The sequence below is a fragment of the Shewanella psychromarinicola genome, from assembly GCF_003855155.1.
GTDB classification, from domain to species: Bacteria; Pseudomonadota; Gammaproteobacteria; order Enterobacterales; family Shewanellaceae; genus Shewanella; species Shewanella psychromarinicola.
This window is the reverse complement of the sequence record NZ_CP034073.1, coordinates 4,397,452-4,414,573: the sequence shown is the minus strand read 5'-3', so window position 1 is coordinate 4,414,573 and position 17,122 is coordinate 4,397,452. Positions and strand designations below refer to the sequence as shown.

Sequence of the window (17,122 nt, the reverse complement as noted above, 5' to 3'; positions counted from 1 at the left end):
GGGGCTTATTTAGCTGTGACCAACTTGATTGCATCTTCAGCAATGACCCACTCTTCATTTGTCGGTATGACCATGGCAATAGGGCTGCCTTCTTTGGTAATGATACCTTGTTGGCCAAAACGAGCCGCTGTATTCAAGTCGTCGTCGACTTTGAAGTTAAATATTTCTAATAAATTAAGAACTCTTTCGCGAATAAGTTTTGAGTTCTCGCCAATGCCACCGGTAAAGATAATGGCGTCTAAACGGCCTAGTGGCACAGTGTAAGAGGCGATATATTTAGCTAAACGGTAACAGAAAATATCTAGGGCTAACGTGGCCCCTTTATGGTTGTCATGATAACCTTCTTCAATACCACGACAATCATTGGTCAATTCTGAAATACCGAGCAAACCACTTTGCTTATTCAGCAGGTTATTAACTTCATCAATGGTATAATTAAGTTGATTAACGAGATGAAAAATAATCGATGGATCTAAATCACCACAACGTGTGCCCATGACTAACCCTTCTAGTGGGGTTAAGCCCATAGACGTGTCAACACTTATGCCGCCTTTAATGGCTGTTACCGATGCGCCATTGCCTAAATGTGCACAAATAACGTTGATGTCTTTTGTGTCTTTGCCTAATACTTTGGCCGCCTCGCGACAGACATATAAATTACTCGTACCGTGCATGCCATAACGGCGAATACTATGTTCACGATACAATTTGTAAGGTAGGGCATAAATATAAGCTTTTTCGGGCATGGTTTGGTGAAATGCGGTATCAAATACAGTCACTTGTGGCAAGTTAGGAAAAGACGCTATTGCAGCACGAATACCAATTAAATGCGCCGGATTATGCAGTGGAGCTAACGACGCACAATCTTCAATACCTTGAATGACTTCAGGGGTAACAATAACAGAGCGGGTAAACTTTTCACCACCATGGACGATACGGTGGCCAACGGCTTTAATTTTAGCCGCAAGTTCTGGGTGTTCTGCCAAGATGTTATTAACGATAAATTCTACCGCTTCGCGATGTGCCGTAAAGGCACCTAAACTGGCTTCATGTTTGTTGCCATTAAATTTCCACTTAATGCGTGAATCTTCTAAACCAAAACATTCTGCTAGACCAGAAATTTTATCATCGCCTGATTGAGCATCAATGATGGCAAATTTTAATGATGAGCTACCGCAGTTGAGCACGAGTACTAATTTGTCTGACATGTTAACGCCTTTTAAGTCAATGAAACTAAATGAAAAAGGAAAATTCCATTTTGATTAAGGTTTATGATCATTCATAAACGCCATACTTCGCTGTTCTTGTTGTGATTTGCGACTGTAAGTTAAATCATTATAGTGGCAAATCGGCCAGTGCATTTTGGGCATGACACTGTATTATGTTATCGTTATACTCATGTCCTAAGCTGTAAAGGTAGCCGTATATTGAACATGAATTTGGTTAAATTACTTGGTGACGGTCAACGTTATATGAAGACCTGGCCAATGGTTAGGCAACTTGGGTTTTATTTCCCAGAGTACCGTGTCGTCAAAGCGACTCAATTAGCTATTATCGCAATGCCGATATTGGCATTGGTGGTTGCGGCCAGCCAACTCTATGTATTGGGCTGGGATTATTTACCGCAAGCATTAACGATGTTACTGTTTTTTATCAGCCTGCCATTACAAGGCTTATTATGGTTAGGGTGGCGAGCACGCCATCCATTGCCTTTATCGTTATTCGATTGGAGCAATCAACTCAGTTCAACATTGTCTGAGATGGGTATCTATTGCCAACCATTAGGCTCGACAGCCTGTTATTCAGATATGGCTGCCATTTTGAAATTGGCTTTTGAACGCTTAGATCAAAGTTATTGGGATGAACTGTAATCGCTCTTTTTTATAAGTCTCTGCTAATTTAAGTCTATTTTTTTATTGTGACTAAAATGTCGCGTTAATGTCTCGATCTAAAAATACCTGCTGAATTTTCTGCATTGTTTCGGTACTCGGCGGTGAAACATCTGCCATGGTGTATGTTTCGCCAAAGGCTTGCCATTTATGCTGCCCTAAAGGGTGATACGGCAATAACTCAACTTTTTCAACGTTATTCATTGGTTTAATGAACTCAGCTAATGCAATGGCTGACTCAACGTCTTCAGTAAATCCGGCGACGACCACGTAACGGATCCAGGTTTTGATATTTCGTTTAGCAAGGTATTGGGCAAATTGTAGTGTTCGATGGTTACTGACTTTTGTCAGCTCGATGTGCTTGGTATCGTCCATTTGTTTGATATCAAGTAATACTAAGTCTGTATTGTCGAGCAACTCATCAATCACAGGTTCATATTTACGCACAAAACCGTTGGTGTCTAAACAGGTGTGTACCCCTTCAGCTTTACAGGCTTTAAATAATTCACTCACAAATTGAGCTTGTAAAATAGCCTCACCACCACTAGCAGTAATACCACCACCACTGGCTTCTAAAAATGGTTTATAAGCAATGACTTGGTCCATTATTTCAGCAACAGAAGTTTCTTTGCCGCCGTCCAAATCCCACGTATCACGATTATGGCAATATTGGCAGCGCATAAGGCACCCCTGCATAAAAGCGATATAGCGGATCCCAGGACCGTCAACGGTTCCGAATGATTCAACTGAATGTATGCGACCTAACGTCATTGTTGTTCCTTAAATGTCTATAAAAAAGGCTGTATCGATAAGAAATCACCCATCGATACAGCCAATTTTAGCAGAGACTACATACTTTTTGTAAATGTACGAGTGATAACATCTTGCTGCTGCTCTGGGGTGAGCGCATTAAAGCGAACAGCATAACCCGATACACGTATGGTTAATTGTGGATATTTATCCGGATTAACAATAGCATCTTCTAACATTTCACGGTTCATCACGTTAACGTTTAAGTGTTGACCACCTTCACGATTTGGCTTGCTTAAGAAGTAGCCATCCATCAGTGACGCTAAGTTAGTACGACGACCCGTATCATCTTTACCTAATGCATTTGGCACGATAGAGAAAGTATAAGAAACACCATCTTGTGCGTGGGCAAATGGCAGTTTAGCAACCGATGTTAATGAAGCAATCGCACCATTTTCATCACGGCCATGCATTGGGTTTGCGCCTGGAGCAAATGGCGCACCAGCACGACGACCGTCAGGAGTGTTACCGGTTTTCTTACCATAAACCACGTTTGAGGTGATGGTTAAGATTGATTGTGTTGGGATCGCATTACGATACATTGTTTTAGTGCGAATTTTCGCCATAAAACGTTCAACTAAATCGCAAGCTATATCATCAACACGAGGATCATTATTACCAAATTTTGGATAATCACCTTGAATATCAAAATCAACAGCAATACCATCTTCGTCGCGGATAGGCTTAACTTGAGCGTACTTAATCGCTGACAATGAATCGGCGGCAATCGATAAACCAGCAATACCACAGGCCATTGTGCGGCGCACATCACGGTCATGTAATGCCATCAACGCTGACTCATAAGAGTATTTGTCATGCATATAGTGAATCGCGTTAAGTGCAGACACATATTGTGTTGCAAGCCAGTCCATTGAGATGTCAAAGCGTGACATTACATCATCAAAATCAAGTACTTCGGCAGTGATTTTGTCAGATTTTGGCGCGATTTGAGTTTTAAGTTTTTCGTCAACACCACCGTTAATAGCATATAACATGGTTTTGGCTAAGTTAGCGCGAGCACCGAAGAACTGCATATGCTTACCCAAAATCATTGGGCTAACACAACAGGCGATGGCGTAATCGTCTGACTCAAAGTCTGGGCGCATTAAATCATCGTTTTCATATTGAATTGAACTGGTATCAATAGACACTTTGGCGCAGTAACTTTTAAAACCTTGTGGTAATTGCGTTGACCATAACACGGTAATGTTTGGCTCAGGGCTTGCGCCCATGTTGTACAAGGTATGTAAGAAGCGGAAACTAGATTTGGTGACCAGTGTGCGACCATCAAGACCCATACCTGCGATAGATTCTGTGGCCCAAATTGGATCACCAGAGAATAATTCATCGTATTCAGGTGTACGTAAGAAACGAACCATACGCAATTTCATTACGAAATGGTCAACCATTTCCTGGGCTTGCTGCTCATTAAGGACACCATTTTTAATGTCACGCTCAATGTAGGCATCAATGAAAGTTGAGGTACGACCGAGTGACATTGCTGCGCCATTTTGACTTTTTACTGCAGCAAGGTAACCAAAGTAAGTCCATTGGATCGCTTCTTTGGCATTTTGAGCCGGTACAGAAATATCACAACCGTATTTGGCCGCCATAACTTTCATTTGGCCTAAAGCACGATGTTGCTCAGCAATTTCTTCACGTAATTGGATCACACTTGATAAATCTTCGCCGGCTTCAAACTGCGCTTGCAGTGAACTGAATTGGGCAAACTTATCTTGCATTAGGTAATCAATACCGTACAAAGCAATGCGGCGGTAATCTCCGATAATACGACCACGACCATAAGCATCAGGTAAACCGGTTAATACGCCTGATTTACGACAAGCCATAATTTCTTTGGTATAAACATCAAACACACCTTGGTTATGGGTTTTACGTAATTCAGAATAAACGTAATTAACATCTTTGTTGAGTTCACGGCCATAAGCTTTACATGAACCTTCAACCATGCGAATACCGCCATTAGGCAACATCGAACGTTTTAGCGGCTTTTCTGTTTGTAAACCAACGATGGTTTCTAGATCTTTATTGATATAACCAGCATCATGAGACGTGATAGTCGAGACCACCTCTGTATCGAAATCGACAGGAGCATGAGTTTGGTTCTCAATTTTGATGCCTTCCATTACTTTGTCCCACAAAGTTAATGTTGCAGCAGTTGCACCAGCTAAGAATGATTCGTCACCCTCATATGGTGTGTAATTTTGTTGAATAAAGTCACGTACGTTAACTTCTGTTTTCCAATCGCCAGCTACGAAACCTTCCCACGCGTTGGCAAATAGTTCGGTTTTATCTGTCATTTATTTAACCCTCTGGTTGATTTTCTACGGGCATCATCTCAAATAGTACAAGGTGATGTTATCCGTAAGTGTTTACATTCTGTCGTCTAGGCGCATTCGCTAGATTGAGCCGTTAACATGTTCTGCGACATTGGTGTCAGAAATGTTCTGCCTGACTTTTGTAATGACGCTAATCGATATTGTTTCAGCTAATGTATAATTGGTAAGACCATTTATCCATGGGTTAATAATAGCACAGCTGATTGACCATATCGGTAAAATTGATATTTAAATTCTAAAAGTGTTAGCTGTCTAACAAATCTATCTAGAATTAAGAGTTGAACATAGAATTGTCAGCAAATAGAAAGGCGAAACCCTTGTCAATCTCGCCTTTATATTTTGGTATTGCTGAGCATGACGGGATTATAAGAACCCAGGTATCCCTTCGATCATGCCTACTGCTAACATGGCCGCTAAACAAATAACAAATGCAAGACTCGGGATGACGATACGGTCGGCAAATGATAAGGTTTTAGGACGCTCTTTATCACCAATTAAGCCATTATTATCAAGCAGCATAGTCAATGCCCACGCTAATACTGGATTGGCCACAAATGAAGCAAAAATACAGATACCTGCAGCTTGGCTACTCGTGGTGTCTTTAACCATCTGCAAGCCTGCTTCAAGTAACGGTAGGAATACACCCACTAGCAGTGCAATCGCCATTACAGGGCGCCATACGGTTATATCCATTGGGTAACCCAAGATAGCAACAACAATACACATGATACCGAGTAAGATTGCTCCAGCAGGAATAGGGCGTTTGGCAATGGCGGCAGGGATCATGTAAGTTCCCCAAGAAGAGGTAATGTTACCGCCTCCGACTGCGGTGCCAACGATCTGTCTTACTGAACAAGTAGCCATGGTGTCATCGACATCCATCAGTACCTTTTCAGCCCCTTTTGGATAATTTAATTCTTGGAAAATACGATGACCAAGGAAATCAGGCGACCACATGGCAACAGCAAGAATGGCGAACGGTAATGATGCAATAAAATGCGCCATATTAGGTAAACCTAACTGCCAACCTTGATCAGTTGAGCCCCACCAATAAACAGGATTGAGATTGGGAATGCCAGGAGCTGTGGTAAATTGCAGATCTAAACCCGCGCCGAGACCAAATGACAATGCGACAGCCGCAATAGAACACAAAGGAATGGCTAACCAACGTTTACCGTATTTAGCTAGTGCGGCATAGATAATCACGTTAACTAATAATATGGCAAATGCGACATAACCGAGTGAGTAGTCAAGGCCATGCTTGGCTTGAAGTCCTCCTGCCCAAGTAAATAACGAGCCTATCTGACTTTTTGCACCCATAAACCCTAGGAACACTAATAAGCCGCCAGCCACGCCGCTACTGGTGAGGTTAACCAGTTTAGAGCCACCTTTGAAATAACTTAATAATAAGCCAAATATGCCAATGAGGATTGCCAATGCTAAGGGATGAGCACCGGCGAGTGCGATGGTACCAATTAACGGGATCATCGGCCCATGGTTGCCACCGAGATTGGCTCTTGGATTAATAAAACCAGAGCTAATGATACAAAATAGTAGTGCTGGTATTAGCATTTCTACACGGACTATTTGGATAGCAAATTCAGCCCCAAGACTCACGTGGTCCCATTTATCACTTAGGCCTGCAGCCCAAGCAGCCATTACTGCGGAATACATCACAGTAATCCCAATTGTTCCTGCAATGGCTGGAACTAAGTCTTCCCATTCAAAGCGAAAATCACGCCCAGGAAGATTGAGTCTCCAGCGTCTTGGCTTCATTATTTTGAGTTCGTTTTCTAAATAGGCATCGCGACTTTCAAATTCGCTCGCGGGGCGATGAAGCTCGCTATAGCTAGCTTCTTGAGCTTTTTTTTCTGAATTGCTGACAGTTTCTGACATAATTTCTCATTCTCCGAAAAGAACAGGTTAGTCCATCAAATGATGAAGTTTGAGTGTGTTCCTTTGAAGTGACGGCGATGTCTATGAGAGCAGCTTGCCAGCGAGCCTAAATTGGCTCATATCACTTTGTTCAGCTGCAATACCTTTGTCGCGAGGCATTACAGTGACGTCCTTATTTCGGCCTTGCTTTGGTCATACCAATTTACCTTAGTGATTTTAGCATAGCGATGAGGTTGCATCACTCAGGTTTCAAGAAAGTTACTGTTTTGTTTGCTGGAAGTGAGAGCTGGTTAACAAGTTGATGGCAAAGTTAGAACGGAAAATTGGCATAATAGTCAGCTATTCCAGCAAGACAGCCTTTAAAATATCAATCCAAATCAATAATATTGATACATAGTATCAGTCTGGTTCAATTCTACTTAATTGTTGATGGCGGTATCCTGAGGTCGCCTAAAAAAAAGGTATTTGCAGGCGTCACCATCTTGATCATGATTATAAATATAGAACATTTCAGTGCAAAAGGCGCCATGGCTGCAACCGCAATTTATGTTAACTGCAGATGTTGCCATTCTAATTCTCATTGTAATTGTAATTGTATTGAGAATAGGTAAATCAGTATTCCCTAAGAGGGCAACGTATTGATAAACCAGCACCGCAATCTAAAGAATGGCATTAAGACGATAACGGTGCCATTGAGCCACGATAAATGGCATGTTTCATTGGTGCAAGAAGCTGAATGTAAGACGGCAAAATAACGACTGTCTCCGGTTGTTGCTACGGCATTAATCGTTAATATTGTTGTCGGCTAAAATTCTGTATTGGTTATCAATGCTAAGTTGCTAAAGACGTCGTCAAAAAAAGTAACCAAATTTAAGTCCAGTTGAGCCGCAAAAAGAAGGGTTCAAACCGCGAGTACAAAACTAAAGACCGTCTCCATCCTCTTTACGGGGAAATCTTCCACAACGCTTAGGGATCGCCAACCAAGTATCTAACTATGGCTAAGGCCAGTGATATCGTGGTGTTTGATAATTTGAATGTCAAAGGGATACAGGCGTTTTATGGCCCTATGGTTAATAATAATCTAATGGGGATGGTAACAAATATTACCCAGTACCAAGTCACACATTAAGTAGCGGCATTTACTGTGTTTGTAAACACAAACATAAGCTTGATTTAACAGCGCGTTCATTTGCTGGTAATAAGTGCGGCTTGAGTCATGCAGAGCTCTATCGGCAGCTCAATCCGCTGCGGCTCAGTCCTTAGCAATAACAGGTGAAAATGATTTAATAGCGGTTGAGGAATCGTTAGGCTAACACCCCAATATCAGCATAAATCATCCAATAAAATGAACAACTTTGCGGTGTCGAAGTTTGATTTGGCAACTGAGGAAAAAAGCAATCTAGCGGTTAGTAACTCGATTGCTGAAGTCTATTGATCGACACGTAGATGTATCGATGGGTCGTTAACTGTGAGAGACACGCTTTGCTTCTGCAATGAGACAATCTCGTAGTGGGTTTTCACCGGTATCTTGACGCCAAATAAACGATAAATGGCGGTTTAAGTTTAACTCTGGCGTGGTCAGCATGACTAATTCTCCTTTGGCCACGTCTTTTTCTACATCTAAATAGGGCAAGCAGCTTAAATAAACCCCATTCTTGACTAAAGCCTTTAATAGCCCGACATGCTCATATTCTTTCCAGACATTTAATTTAACGATTAAGCCGTGGATTGCTGCATCAAAAATACGTCGCGTGCCAGCCCCTGGCTCTCTTAGCACCCATTTGGCTTGTTCTAATTGGGCAATACTAGTGCGTTCGTTTTGCGCGAACGGATGATTCGGTGAGGCGATAACCACAAGGTGATCATCAATCCAAGGTTCTTGATGTAATCGACTATCGTCATTGCGGCCTTCAATCACGCCTAAATCAAATTGATAGTCGAGGACCTCTTGAGCCACTTTATCGCTATTTTCGACTGCAATTTCGATTCTAAGTTCGGGAAAATCATTATCAATTTTACTAATAAGAGCGGGGAGTAAATGCTCCGCGGCCGTTTGGCTAGAGCATAATTTTACTGTACCGCTGATGATGTGCTGTTCATGAAGTCCAGATTCAATTCGATGGGCATCTTGCAGTAGTTTTTGAGCTTTAGGGCGTAACCATCGGCCCCAATGACTCAAAATAAGTCGATTACCTTGGCGAATAAATAATGGCCGGTCTAATAAGTGTTCGAGCTGGCTTAACGACATGCTAACCGCTGATTGGCTCATTGACAGTTTTTTGGCCGCAGCGCTGACACTCTCTAAACTTGCGACGGCATCGAAAACGGCTATTTGCTTAAGCGTATAATGCATGAAATACCTTATCTGTGGAAAAACAATATATAAAACAATATGAGTATGATCTGCTATTTTTGATTGCAGGTATAGGTACTGCTTCATAATTTGTGGGCTTGATACAAGAATACTGTGTTATTGGTCGAAAAAAAACTCATTGTGCTTAGGATTATTAACAATATTAGGTATTAATTAAATTATGTAACCTCAGCTCGGATTAAGGGATGAGATAAAGAGGTAAAAGAGTAGCATTTGTTTTGTTAATAAGGCGTATTAATGTGTTAATAGCCGTGTTAATAGCCGTGTTAATAGCCGTGTTAATAGCCGTGTTCATAGTGGCACTATGGCAAGTCAATACAAGGAGCTTAGTAAGACAAAGGATTGCTTGATGGCAGTGTATTATCCAAACTTGGGTATAAATAATTATCATCGTAAATTGAGCGGATAAATTTGAATCGCTAATATCAATTGTGTGACTGATGATTGTGTTAGTCGTTATTTCAGCCGTTATCAATGCCAATACTGATGCCAGGTGTGTTGGCCACTTTGCGGTTTCTTTTTTGCGCATACTATTGAGATAATGAGTAGATAAAAAACGGCATCTTAAGATGCCGTTTTTAACCAACCAATCAACCTACCGCTTAGAACTTATAGGTCGCGGTCGTATGGAAGAAACGGCCGACGTTATCGTAAGCTGAGCTGGTAGTATCTGTACCAGTATAGCCGTAAGGTAAGTCACGGTTAAACAGGTTGTCGATACCAAATTTCAACTTGATACCCGAGTCAAAGTTATAGGTAACTGCGACATCACTGATAAAGTAATCGCTAAATTCCATGTTGCTGTTAGGATTGGCGTTTAATGCTAATTCTTTATCGGTATAAAGGCTCACACCTTCAACATAGCGCGTTCTCCAGTTAACATCCCAGCTATTAATTGAGTAACCTAGACTCCAGTTTGCTTGCCATTCAGCATAGCCTGCCGTGCCTGCAAGTTCCTCAAATGTATCAGGCTCATCTTGGAATGAGAAATCTTTACGTTTTAGGAGACGAGTCGCAATCAGGTTCGTGCGAACATCACCATTAAAGGCTTCAAAGATATAGCCAATATCAAAGTCGATACCAGCCGCTTCAAGCGAGGCAATATTTAACGAGAATTGTCTAATTTGAGTAATTTCGTGACTGGTTGCGTCACGAGTAATCAAACTACAGTATTCGTTATCCACACCTGATGGCGAATCAACGCATCGATCGATAATATCCTGAGCACCAACGGCGCTGATGGCGTTTTCGATCTCGATATTCCAATAATCAGTGGTGATTGATAACCCATCGATATAATCAGGTTGATAAACAACCCCTAAAGTATAACTTTTTGACTCTTCGGCCTTTAGCTCGCGGTTACCACCACTTAACCCTTCAAGGGTTTTATCGTCGTAGTCAGCATCAAAACCAGCTGGGATCCCCAATGCTGTACAATTGGCTTGGCGTAGGGTTGGATCGGCTAGGTCATTTAAGTTTTTAGCACGGCAAGAATCATTCACGTTGAAGAAATTTTGGCTTGCTGAGCCATAAAGCTCACTGATGTTGGGGGCGCGAATGGCTTCTGAGTATGTGGTACGAAGTCTGAGTTGATCATCGACTTCCCAGCTTAAACCTGTTTTCCACGTTGTCGCATTACCAATGGTGCTGTAATCAGCATAGCGCACTGCAAGATCTAGGTCTAACTGGCGAACCATAGGTAAATCGGCGAGCAAAGGAAGCGTGACTTCAGCAAAGATTTCGTTGACATCAAAATCACCTTTATCTTCGCCTAATGCATTAAAGAAAGTACCTTCGGCATTGTCAGGTTCAAAGACTTCACTTTCTTCTTTACGGTATTCAACACCAGTAGATAAACCAACATAACCCGCTGGTAGTTCAAATAAGTATGAGTTTGTTAATGTCCCACCTAATACGGTTTGCTTAATAATCGATGTACCTGTTGACGTGGTATTAATATAATCGATAGCATCTTGACTTGGCGCGCCAAAACCAAAGATGTTGACTGGGACACAGCCTTCATCTCTAGCCGTTTGATCTCGACATACCGCAACACCGTTTTCGAGCACGGAATCAAGGGCGTTGCTGTAGTTGTCATAGACTAGGTTGTTTTTATTAACTCGTTCTAGATCGGTTTGACCATAAATGGCATAAACATCGTAATCCCAATCATCAAAGACTAAGCCTTCAAGGCCGAATACATAGCGTTGAGTTTCACGGGTGTCATCTTCAATACGCACACCTAAATCAGTCATAAAGCGGCGAACATTAATCGAGTCTAATGGGGCAGCATTACCATCGCTATCTTTGTTTGCTTTCATTAACGCAACCAGTTCCGGATTGATAAAAGCATTATCAATTTGGACATCGTTAACCGGGTTACCGAAGAAGAATGCAGGTTGACCTTCATCGGTGGATTGGCTGTTAACGTATTTAGCTTCAAAATAGACGTTATGGTTATCATTTAACTGATAGTTAGTTTTAAAGTTAATGTTATAACGTTCAAATTCTGGCTGTAATTCAACAAATTGGTTTAAATTAGTGAAATCACAATCAGCACAACGAATGCCATCAACATTTTGACCTGAATAAACATTTGTTAGAGAACCATCTGGATTAAAGCTCTTCCAACCATCTAAATTAACGTTACCCGCATTACTAATGGTGTAGTGTCCCGCATTAGGTGTCCAGATCTTGTCTGGATCGCTAGGGTCATTGTTATCGGTAATACGATCTGAATTTGCTAGGCTCGTAAAAGCAGTCGACGTCTGATCACGGTCAAACGCTCTCAATTGCTCTTGGGCACTGTATTCAACGGCAAAGGCAACATTACCATCGTTTTGGGCAAAATTAGTACCATAAGATAATGAAAAACGATCTTTGTTATGGCCACTATCATCCGCCCAACCTTTGGTGGCGGATACGTCTAAGCCATTAACATTTTTCTTTAAAATAAAGTTAACCACACCCGTTACCGCATCGGCACCATAAATGGCTGATGCACCACCGGTAATCACTTCAACTTTATCGATCCATACACTTGGGATGGTATTGATGTCGACAGATGAAGTACCCGCAGAACTTGATACATGACGCTTACCGTTCACCAGCACAAGTGTTCTGGCGGTACCCATGCTCCTTAAATCGAGCAAGTTAAGCCCAGAAGTACCGATAAAGCGGCCAGAATTGGCGAGCGAATAAGTATTACCTAGCGCAGGTAACTGGTTTAAGGCTTCGCCAATATTGGTCACACCCGTTGATAATAATTCGTCGCCGGTAATGACGGTTACCGGTGTTGGTGCAACAGCGCCTTCGCGAATAATACGTGAACCGGTTACTGAAATCCTTTCTACAGGCGACGCTGTATTAGCAACGTCTTCAGCATAGGTATTGAATGTGGTCGCTGCTGAAACAGCAACGCCACTGATTAGCGCAAAGCGAATTGCTTTGGCTAAATGTGAATTAACTTGCATTTTATCACTCCCAGAAATGTTTTTATTATGAGGTAATCATTCAGATCATTTTTAATATAAAAATGAAACAAAGTTACACCACTATTGATATAACCATACCTAAATAAAAAAACAATATTGGTTTAGCCGAGTGAGTATCGAGTTGGTGGTTACAATTAATAGTCACATTATTAACAATAAGAATAACAAGCGGCAACATGTGTGTGAAATTAAAAGGTAATCTTCCAAGTTGTTAATGGCGTGCTCATTATTGGTGCGACTTTGTTTTAGGATTGTAGGTTTTTTGATTTGTATTTAAGTAGGTAAAAATGAAATTGTTAATAATTTGTTTGTAAATTATTTTTAATTTTTAGATGAAAAAATTTAATCTATGATTTTTTTTGAAGTAAATCACCGTTTTAACCTATTTAAAATCTATTTATGTGTAATTGGAGAATATTAGCATTATGTTACAAACAATAAGTTTTAATTTTATTGGCCGTGAATTTCTCTTTACAGTGTGAATATTTATATGTTTTTTGTGATTTTTTATATAACCCGGAGACTCTTGACTTAACGGAATAAATCGTTTGATTTATTCCACTTTTCGCAACACACTCGGTTTATAACGTGAATTGCTGAAATAAAAATGCCAGCAATATGCTGGCATCGACTAAATACTAATAATGTAAAGAATCAATAATCATTGTTATTAGATTGATCCGTTAAGCAACGATTATTCAAACAACTGACATTACTGCACGTTTTCACTGTCGTTAAATTCACCAGCAAATAATACAGTCGATAAATAACGTTCTGCAGCAGAAGGCAATATAACCACAATAGTTTTGTCTGCAAACTCGGGTAATGCAGCGATACGGTTCGCGGCAACAACAGCGGCACCAGAAGAGATACCGACTAAGATGCCTTCTTCTTTCATTAACCGACGAGCCATCTCAATTGACTCATCATTAGTGACGGCTTCAACGCGGTCAATAATGGATAGGTCTAAGTTGCCTGGAATAAAGCCTGCACCAATACCTTGGATTTTATGAGGACCAGGTTGGATAGGTTGTCCAGCTAATGCTTGAGCAATTACAGGTGAGTCAACCGGTTCAACCGCCACAGACGTAATAGTCTTGCCTTGTGCTTTTAAATAACGGCTTACACCGGTTAATGTTCCACCAGTACCGACACCGGCGACAAATACATCCACTTCACCATCGGTATCATTCCAGATTTCTGGACCTGTGGTTTTTTCGTGGATTTCAGGGTTAGCAGGATTATCAAATTGACCAAGAACCAAGTATTTTTCAGGTGCCGATTGGCGAATTTCTTCAGCCTTATTAATGGCACCTTTCATACCTTTGGCGCCATCAGTCAAGATTAAGTTTGCACCTAAAGCTTTAAGCAGTTTACGACGTTCTAAGCTCATGGTATTTGGCATGGTTAAGGTTAATTTGTAACCACGTGCAGCAGCAACATAAGCAAGTGCAATACCTGTGTTACCCGATGTAGGTTCAACTAACTCAATATCTTTGGTTAATAGACCTTTTTTTTCTGCATCCCAAATCATGTTAGCGCCAATACGGCATTTAACGCTGAAGCTTGGATTACGAGCTTCTACTTTGGCTAACACCCTGCCATTGCTGACGCGATTTAAACGAACCAGCGGTGTGTTGCCCACAGTATATGAATTATCTTCGAAAATTTTGCTCATGGATTATTTGCTCCTATGTTTGCATTATCTAATCATAATCTGCTCAGCAGGATTTAGAAGTGAAAGTTTGTTCTGCCTTATTCTTTTTAGTTATTAATGGTAGCCTATTTATTCTAAATATCCTGTTTGCGGCGCTTTAATAGCCTTTTGAGTCGAATTAGCCTCCTTTAATGGTCTGACCATTAGAGAAATTTAATTTAGTATGCCAAGAATAAATTATAAAATACTAGAATGGCGTTAATCAGCAAAATGTTTCTATGTCGTGCCACCCAATTGACGAGTCATGATATTGATAAGTGCTTGTCAAACCTTCAATAAAACAGATCGATTTATTGATGTCGATGTGTCTGGCGCAGATGAGCTTTCGCTAACTCATTCACTAAAAATGGTAGAGTAAAATGAATAAAGTTGTGATTTCAGGAAGTGGTTTATATACACCACCTTACAGTGTATCTAACGACGAATTAGTTAACAGTTACAACAGTTATGTTGACCAGTTTAATCAACAGCATGCCGCAGATATTGAGGCTGGAAAAGTGCTAGCCTTGGCGTATTCTTCAAGTCAGTTTATCGAAAAGGCCTCTGGGATCAAAAGCCGTTATGTCATGGTAAAAGAAGGTATTCTCGATACCAACATCATGATGCCGTTAATTGCTGATAAGCCTTCTGAATCCTTGTCTATGCAAGCAGAAATGGGCATTGAAGCCGCGAAACAAGCATTACAACAAGCAAACTTAACGGCTGAAGATATCGACTTAGTGATTGTTGCCTGTGCTTATACTCAGCGAGCCTATCCGGCCATTGCGATTGAGATCCAGCAAGCCATGGGCACCAAAGGGTTTGCTTACGATATGTTAGTGGCTTGTTCATCTGCTACTTTTGCGATTGTGAATGCCGTTGATGCAATTCGAGGCGGAACCGCTAATCGGGTACTGGTAATCAATCCTGAATTAACATCACCGCAAATCAATTTCCGTGATCGTGACAGTCATTTTATTTTCGGTGATGTTGCCACCGCGGTGGTGGTTGAACGCGATGAATTATCGACATCTACTCATGCCTTTAGCGTATTGTCTACCCGTTGTGCAACGGATTATTCCAGCAATATCCGCAGTAATTTTGGTTTTGTTAATCGCTGCGATCCTGAAAATGCGACCACAGCTGATAAATTGTTTCATCAACAAGGCCGCAAAGTATTTAAAGAATTATTGCCGATGATTTACCAACATTTAGATGCCCAATTTAGCGACGAGCAAATAAAACCTGAAGAATTTAAGCGTCTATGGCTTCATCAGGCCAATATAAACATGAATTTATTTGTGGTGAAGAAGCTTCTTGGTGATAATGTTGAGCCCACTCAAGCGCCTATCATATTGGACGAGTATGCCAACACCGCTTCTGCGGGATCGGTTATTGCTTTTCATAAATTCAATCAAGATTTTAAAACGGGTGATCTGGGCTTGTTGTGCTCATTTGGTGCAGGCTACTCTATAGGTAGTATTGTACTTGAGAAGTGTTAATTGACTCGAGTTCTAGATAATAAAGCTGAATATATTGTGAGTGTTGATTGAAGACGATAGCACCACTATAACCAAAATATTAACGCATATGCTTGTTGAGGATTTTGGATTCTATGTGGATATCACCTGATATGTCGAGTGTTTTGGTAGTGTTAGGAATAATCAATAAGGCATAGTTATTGTTTTTAAAGGTTTAGAGACCATTAAAGCAAGCACATAGGTCAATAAATGTAGACCGCAATGTGGCAACAATCCCATGGGGAATTGTGCTGGAGATGTGTTTATTTCATTTAACTGTGGCGTGTCTATCATGAGTAATGAAACATTTGCACGCACATTGCTTCGCGCGGATGAGCGGATGAATAACAGCGCGCGGATGAATATTTGTCTAAAGCTAAACATGACAGTTGTTTCTCAATAAGCTATTTTTAATCAGAGAAACACAAAAAGGCCGTTGATGCTTAAGCATCAACGGCCTTTTTGTATTTAGCTTCAAGTCTGATAAAAGATGAGATAAATCGTTAACAACGAGTTTATTTCAAGTCTGCAATATCAAACTTGCCCCGTGTTTTGCTAACAAGGCCAATTGACGGATCAATAGTTGGCATACGGTCCGTCGAGACAATAACGATTATTGAACAAAGCGTTGTTTGATAACCTTTATTATCCACCATTGAGGTTATTTAAGGCTTGCTGCCATACGGATCCATTAACGTCACCATCAAATTCAATGTCTTCATCGATGGTGAGTATGTGAAATAAAACGGCTGGTTAGAAGCTGGCAACGCGGTAAAGAGGAAAACGGCTCAATACTAAAGCCAGTGTAAGGTCGTTTATCTGGAGTAAGTCGTTAGCTGGAATTAAATCGTTGATCACTATTATTGTTGGCAACTCTTTTTCATTTTTATTATTGCCCTTATTATTGCAGACAGTTATCGCAAAAAGTGGCGTAGAAAAGACATTAACACCTAGGTCCAACGGGTATTAAAGTATCGTAAAATTGTCTCGGAATGTTAAATTAGTGCGGGGGATATAATGAAAAAGCCCGATGCTAGGCATTGGGCTTAGGCTGTGCAATCTAGGTGATGACGCTTTGGGCTA

At 40.9% G+C, this 17,122-nt stretch carries 9 protein-coding genes; 2 read left to right on the top strand and 7 right to left on the bottom strand.

Annotation, left to right across the window (positions count from 1 at the left end):
• Positions 1-5: 5 nt before the first annotated feature.
• Positions 6-1,208, bottom strand: coding sequence for an acetate kinase (gene ackA / locus EGC80_RS19260; RefSeq protein ID WP_101032149.1), 1,203 nt, complete (start codon positions 1,206-1,208; stop codon positions 6-8).
• 225 nt (positions 1,209-1,433) lie between these two features.
• Here ackA and yfbV point away from each other — a divergent pair, with 225 nt between their 5' ends.
• Positions 1,434-1,871, top strand: coding sequence for a terminus macrodomain insulation protein YfbV (gene yfbV, locus EGC80_RS19255; RefSeq protein ID WP_206191814.1), 438 nt, complete (start codon positions 1,434-1,436; stop codon positions 1,869-1,871).
• 51 nt (positions 1,872-1,922) lie between these two features.
• Here the strand turns inward: yfbV and pflA are convergent, their stop codons facing one another.
• From pflA to cysK, 6 genes are all read right to left on the bottom strand, one after another.
• Complete coding sequence (gene pflA / locus EGC80_RS19250) at positions 1,923-2,660, bottom strand: pyruvate formate lyase 1-activating protein (RefSeq protein WP_124011793.1); 738 nt, start codon at positions 2,658-2,660, stop codon at positions 1,923-1,925.
• A 77-nt stretch (positions 2,661-2,737) separates the two neighbouring features.
• The gene (gene pflB / locus EGC80_RS19245) at positions 2,738-5,020 is read right to left on the bottom strand and encodes a formate C-acetyltransferase (RefSeq protein ID WP_124011792.1); all 2,283 of its coding nucleotides are present in this window, start codon (positions 5,018-5,020) and stop codon (positions 2,738-2,740) included.
• A 402-nt stretch (positions 5,021-5,422) separates the two neighbouring features.
• Positions 5,423-6,955: a DUF3360 family protein gene (locus EGC80_RS19240; protein ID WP_101032145.1), complete on the bottom strand. Its 1,533-nt coding sequence runs from the start codon at positions 6,953-6,955 to the stop codon at positions 5,423-5,425.
• Positions 6,956-8,417: 1,462 nt separating this feature from the next.
• On the bottom strand, positions 8,418-9,308 hold the full coding sequence (locus EGC80_RS19235; RefSeq protein ID WP_124011791.1) for a LysR substrate-binding domain-containing protein: 891 nt from the start codon (positions 9,306-9,308) through the stop codon (positions 8,418-8,420).
• A gap of 623 nt (positions 9,309-9,931) precedes the next feature.
• Positions 9,932-12,802: a TonB-dependent receptor domain-containing protein gene (locus EGC80_RS19230; protein ID WP_124011790.1), complete on the bottom strand. Its 2,871-nt coding sequence runs from the start codon at positions 12,800-12,802 to the stop codon at positions 9,932-9,934.
• Positions 12,803-13,535: 733 nt separating this feature from the next.
• Positions 13,536-14,501 carry a cysteine synthase A gene (gene cysK, locus EGC80_RS19225; protein WP_101032142.1) on the bottom strand — a complete coding sequence of 322 codons (966 nt, stop codon included), beginning with the start codon at positions 14,499-14,501 and terminating at the stop codon, positions 13,536-13,538.
• Positions 14,502-14,899: 398 nt separating this feature from the next.
• On the opposite strand from cysK, the gene EGC80_RS19220 reads away from it, so the two are divergent.
• A complete protein-coding gene (locus EGC80_RS19220; protein ID WP_101032141.1) occupies positions 14,900-16,021 on the top strand; it encodes a beta-ketoacyl-ACP synthase III in 1,122 nt (373 codons plus the stop codon).
• The last annotated feature ends 1,101 nt before the right edge of the window (positions 16,022-17,122 follow it).